This is a genomic window from Brevundimonas sp. (assembly GCF_003248455.1).
In the GTDB taxonomy this organism is placed as follows: Bacteria; Pseudomonadota; Alphaproteobacteria; order Caulobacterales; family Caulobacteraceae; genus Brevundimonas.
In genome coordinates, this window is sequence record NZ_QFNM01000028.1 from 40,971 (window position 1) to 46,319 (window position 5,349).

Consider the following 5,349-nt stretch of genomic DNA (forward strand, 5'->3'; position numbering starts at 1 on the left):
CCATAAGCCTGCGACGGGTCGGCGGGGTCTGCGAAACCCCGTCCCGAGTGCGGCCGAGTATCCCCCTCGACCCTCCGACGGCGCACCGTGTGTCGCCGCAGGCGCGGGCCGTTGCAGACCCGCTCCCGTTCCATCCGCTCCCGCCGCCGCAAGGTCGCAGGTCAGGCGAGCCCTCCGGTGCGACGAGACGGCGTTAGAATAAGCCCGTTTCGGAGGGGGGATGGATGATGGGGGAGATATTTCGGCAAGCGGTTGAAATCGCCGGGAATCAACCAGCCGCATTGTGATGGCTGGAGTGACAGCCCTCCCTTTCGTCATTCTCCGGCAAGCCGCTTGCGGCGCAGACCGGGGAACCCAGCGGCGCCGGAGGCGATGCATCCGCCGCACGGTTGTCAGCGACTCCGCGACAGGTTCGCGCTCGCGCGCGCCGCTGGGTCCCCCGGTCGCTTCGCGCCGGAGGATGACGAAAGGGATGGCGGCCGTGGGACGTCAAGAGCCCCTCCACCGCTGCGCGGTTTCCCCTCCCCACGATTTGGGAGGCGACGGGGCTGCGCGCTTCGCCCCCCTGCGGCGTCTGCGCCCCTCACGGAATGTTGCGACTGGCGAAACCCCGTGCTATCAGGCGCCCGGCTTGAAGGGGGCGTATTCACGGATACGGCCTCTGTCGTGCTTTCCCTAGGCATTTCAAGCTTTTGGCCGTTGTGATCCTTCGCAATCGGTCGCGACCCTGACACAACGACCTCGGACCCTAATCAGTGGCTGATGATTTCAGAACGACGGAAGTCGGTGATCGCTATGCGCAGGCGCTGTTCGACCTGGCGCTGGAAACCGGCCGCCTGGACGCCGTTCGCGCCGACATCGTCTCGCTGAAGACCGCCTGGACCGAGAGCGCGGACCTGCGCCGCCTGGCGACCTCGCCGATCGTTCCGGCCGAGGATCAGGTCAAGGGCCTGGTCGCGGTGGCGAACCGGGCCGGGTTCGAGAAGAACACCGTCAACTTCCTGGGGCTGCTGGCCCAGAACGGCCGCGCCAGGGACCTGGCCGCCGTGATCGCCGGCTTCGAGCGCCTTTACGCCAAACACGCCGGCATCGTCGCGGCTGAGGTCGTCTCGGCCCAGCCGCTGGCCGCCGAGCAGTTGGCCGCGATCAAGTCCGCCCTGAACGCCAGCCTGGGCAAGGCGCCGGAACTGACCGCGCGGGTCGATCCGTCGATCCTGGGCGGCCTGAAGGTCAAGGTGGGGTCCAAGTTGTTCGACGCCTCGCTGAAGACCAAGCTCGACCAGATGAAATTCGCCCTCAAGCGCGCCTGAGCACGCTGAGCCCAAAAAGACTGCAGCGCGCCGACAGGCCCGCCCCGAAGAAGACTAGACAGAGAGATCCCATGGACATCCGCGCCGCTGAAATCTCGGCCATCCTCAAGTCGCAGATCGCCGACTTCGGCGTCGAAGCCGACGTTTCCGACGTCGGCAGCGTGCTGTCGGTCGGCGACGGCATCGCCCGCATCCACGGTCTGGACAATGTCCAGGCCGGCGAAATGGTCGAGTTCACCAAGGCCGGCGTCAAGGGCATGGCCCTGAACCTGGAGCGCGACAACGTGGGCGCCGTGATCTTCGGCGCCGACGCCGCCATCGGCGAGGGCGACGACGTGCGCCGCCTGGGCGAGATCGTGGACGTGCCGGTCGGCAAGGGCCTGTTGGGCCGCGTCGTCAACCCGCTGGGCGAGCCGATCGACGGCAAGGGCCCGATCCCGTTCACCGAGCGCCGCCGCGTCGACGTCAAGGCGCCGGGCATCATCCCGCGCAAGTCGGTGCACGAGCCGATGCAGACGGGCCTGAAGGCCATCGACACCCTGATCCCCGTCGGCCGCGGCCAGCGCGAGCTGATCATCGGCGACCGTCAGGTCGGCAAGACGGCCGTCGCCGTCGACACCATCCTGAACCAGAAGAACGTCAACAAGACCGACGACGAGAGCGCCAAGCTCTACTGCATCTACGTCGCCGTCGGCCAGAAGCGTTCGACCGTGGCCCAGATCGTCAAGACGCTCGAAGAGTCCGGCGCGCTGGAATACACCATCGTCGTCGCCGCCACGGCGTCCGAGCCCGCCCCGCTGCAGTTCCTGGCCCCTTTCGCCGGCACCGCCATGGGCGAGTTCTTCCGCGACAACGGCATGCACGCCCTGATCGTCTATGACGACCTGTCGAAACAGGCCGTCGCCTATCGCCAGATGTCGCTGCTGCTGCGCCGTCCGCCGGGCCGCGAAGCCTATCCGGGCGACGTCTTCTACCTGCACAGCCGCCTGCTGGAGCGTTCGGCCAAGCTGAACGAAGACTACGGTTCGGGCTCCATGACCGCCCTGCCGATCATCGAGACCCAGGCCAACGACGTCTCGGCCTATATCCCGACCAACGTGATCTCGATCACCGACGGCCAGATATTCCTGGAATCGGACCTGTTCTATCAGGGCATTCGCCCGGCCGTGAACGTCGGCATCTCGGTGTCGCGCGTCGGCTCCTCGGCCCAGACCAAGGCGATGAAGAAGGTCGCCGGCACGATCAAGGGCGAACTGGCCCAGTATCGGGAAATGGCCGCCTTCGCCAAGTTCGGCTCGGACCTGGACGCCTCGACCCAGAAGCTGCTGGCCCGCGGCGCGCGCCTGACCGAACTGCTGAAGCAGCCGCAATATTCGCCGCTGGCGATGGAAGAGCAGGTCGTCTCGGTCTACGCCGGCACGCGCGGCTACATCGACGGCATCGCGGTCGCCGACGTCGGCCGCTTCGAGAAGGAGCTGCTGGCCCGCATCCATGCGAACCATGCGTCGCTGCTGGACGGCATCCGCACGAAGAAGGACCTGACGCCCGAGCTGGAAGCCGAGCTGAAGGACATCCTGGCCGCCTTCGTCAAGACCTTCGCCTGAGCCCCGCCGGTTAGTTAGAGGAAGAGCAAAGCCGGATGGCCAGCCTCAAGGAAATGCGCAATCGGATCGGAAGCGTGAAGGCCACGCAGAAGATCACGAAGGCCATGCAGATGGTCGCCGCGGCCAAGCTGAAGCGCGCCCAGGACCAGGCCGAGAGCGCCCGGCCCTATGCGCAGAAGATGGCCTCGGTCATCGCCAACCTGGCCGCCGGCGTCTCGGGCGCCGACGCGCCCCGGCTGCTGGCCGGCACGGGCGGCGACCAGCGTCACCTGATCGTCGTCGCCACGGCGGACAAGGGTCTGGCGGGCGGTTTCTCGACCAACGTCATCCGCGCCGCGCGCGAACGGATCAACAGCCTGATCGCCCACGGCAAGGACGTGAAGATCGTCGCCGTCGGCAAGAAGTCGCGCGACCAGCTGTCGCGCCTGTACGGCGACAAGGTGATCCACACCTTCGAACTGAGCGAGCACAAGACCATCGGCCTGCCCTCGGCCCAGCCGATCGCCGAAATGATCGCCACGGCGTTCGAGGACGGCCAGGCCGACGTGGTCACGCTGTTCTACAGCCAGTTCAAGTCGGTGATCTCGCAGGTCCCGACCGGCAAGCAACTGATCCCGGCCGTTGTGGAGGGCGACGCCAAGCCGATCGACCTGAACGGCGCGGTCTACGAATACGAGCCCTCGGAAGAGGACATCCTGGAAACCCTGCTGCCGCGCAACCTGACGACCCAGATCCTGGCCGCCCTGTACGAGAATCAGGCGGGCTTCTTCGGATCGCAGATGGCGGCGATGGACAACGCCACGCGCAACGCCGGCGACCTCATCAACGCCCTGACCCTGCAGTACAACCGCAAGCGCCAGGCCCAGATCACCACCGAACTGATCGAGATCATCGCCGGCGCCGAAGCCCTCTGATCCCGAACGCACAGACATTCCGACACGGACCCCAGCCATGACCGACACCGTCGCCCCCAAGAAGCCCGCCGCCCGCAAGCCGGCCGCCAAGAAGGCCGCTCCCGCTGCGGCCCCCGTCAACGCCGCCGCCTCGGGCCGCATCGCCCAGGTCATCGGCGCCGTGGTCGACGTCGAGTTCGACGGCCACCTGCCGGCGATCCTGAACGCCCTGCACACCCAGAACATCGACCAGAAGACGGGCGAGCCCTTCACCCTGGTTCTGGAAGTCGCCCAGCACCTGGGCGAGAACATGGTCCGCACCATCGCCATGGACACGACCGAGGGCCTGACCCGCGGCCAGCCGGTCAGCGACACCGGTTCCTCGATCCAGACCCCGGTCGGCCCGGGCGTGCTGGGCCGCATCATGAACGTCGTCGGCCAGCCGATCGACGAAGCCGGCCCGATCAAGACCACGGAATACCGCCCGATCCACCGCGAGGCGCCCTCGTTCGAGGAGCAGACCACCTCGTCGGAAATCCTGGTCACGGGCATCAAGGTGATCGACCTGATCTGCCCCTACACCAAGGGCGGCAAGATCGGCCTGTTCGGCGGCGCCGGCGTGGGCAAGACCGTCACCATGCAGGAGCTGATCAACAACATCGCCAAGGCGTACGGCGGCTATTCGGTCCTGGCCGGCGTGGGCGAGCGCACCCGCGAAGGCAACGACCTGTATCACGAGATGATCGAGTCGAACGTGAACGTGGACCCGTCCAAGAACGACGGCTCGACCGAGGGCTCCAAGTGCGCCCTGGTCTACGGCCAGATGAACGAACCGCCCGGCGCCCGCGCCCGCGTCGCCCTGACGGGCCTGGCCCAGGCCGAGTATTTCCGCGACGAGGAAGGCAAGGACGTCCTGCTGTTCGTCGACAACATCTTCCGCTTCACCCAGGCCGGTTCGGAAGTGTCGGCTCTGCTGGGCCGCATCCCGTCCGCCGTGGGCTATCAGCCGACCCTGGCCACCGAAATGGGCAACCTGCAGGAGCGCATCACCTCGACCAAGAAGGGCTCGATCACCTCGGTCCAGGCCATCTACGTCCCCGCCGACGACCCCACCGACCCGGCGCCGGCCGCTTCCTTCGCCCACCTGGACGCGACGACCATGCTGAGCCGCGACATCGCCGCCCAGGCCATCTTCCCCGCCGTCGATCCGCTGGACTCGACCTCGCGGATCATGGACCCGCTGGTCATCGGCGAGGAACACTACCAGGTCGCCCGTTCGGTCCAGGAAGTGCTGCAGCAGTACAAGGGCCTGAAGGACATCATCGCCATCCTGGGCATGGACGAGCTGTCGGAAGAGGACAAGCTGGTCGTCTCGCGCGCCCGCAAGATCCAGCGCTTCCTGTCCCAACCCTTCTTCGTGGCCGAACAGTTCACCAACTCGCCCGGCAAGTTCGTCGAGCTGGCCGACACCATCCGCAGCTTCAAGGGCATCGTCGCCGGTGAATACGACCACCTGCCGGAAGCCGCCTTCTACATGGTCGG

The 5,349-nt window shown here is 66.8% G+C and carries 4 protein-coding genes; all 4 read left to right on the forward strand.

The genetic code is table 11. The features are described from left to right. Positions 1 to 755 precede the first annotated feature (755 nt). Complete coding sequence (locus DI624_RS11650) at positions 756 to 1,310, forward strand: F0F1 ATP synthase subunit delta (RefSeq protein WP_291538633.1); 555 nt, start codon at positions 756 to 758, stop codon at positions 1,308 to 1,310. A 71-nt stretch (positions 1,311 to 1,381) separates the two neighbouring features. Then, positions 1,382 to 2,914, forward strand: a complete 1,533-nt coding sequence (gene atpA, locus DI624_RS11655; protein WP_291538636.1) for a F0F1 ATP synthase subunit alpha — start codon at positions 1,382 to 1,384, stop codon at positions 2,912 to 2,914. A gap of 35 nt (positions 2,915 to 2,949) precedes the next feature. Next, entirely contained in the window at positions 2,950 to 3,828 is an 879-nt protein-coding gene (locus DI624_RS11660) for a F0F1 ATP synthase subunit gamma (RefSeq protein ID WP_291538639.1), read from the forward strand. Positions 3,829 to 3,844: 16 nt separating this feature from the next. After that, positions 3,845 to 5,349 (forward strand): F0F1 ATP synthase subunit beta (atpD, locus tag DI624_RS11665; protein WP_291538648.1); only part of this gene is annotated, 1,505 nt, incomplete at its 3' end.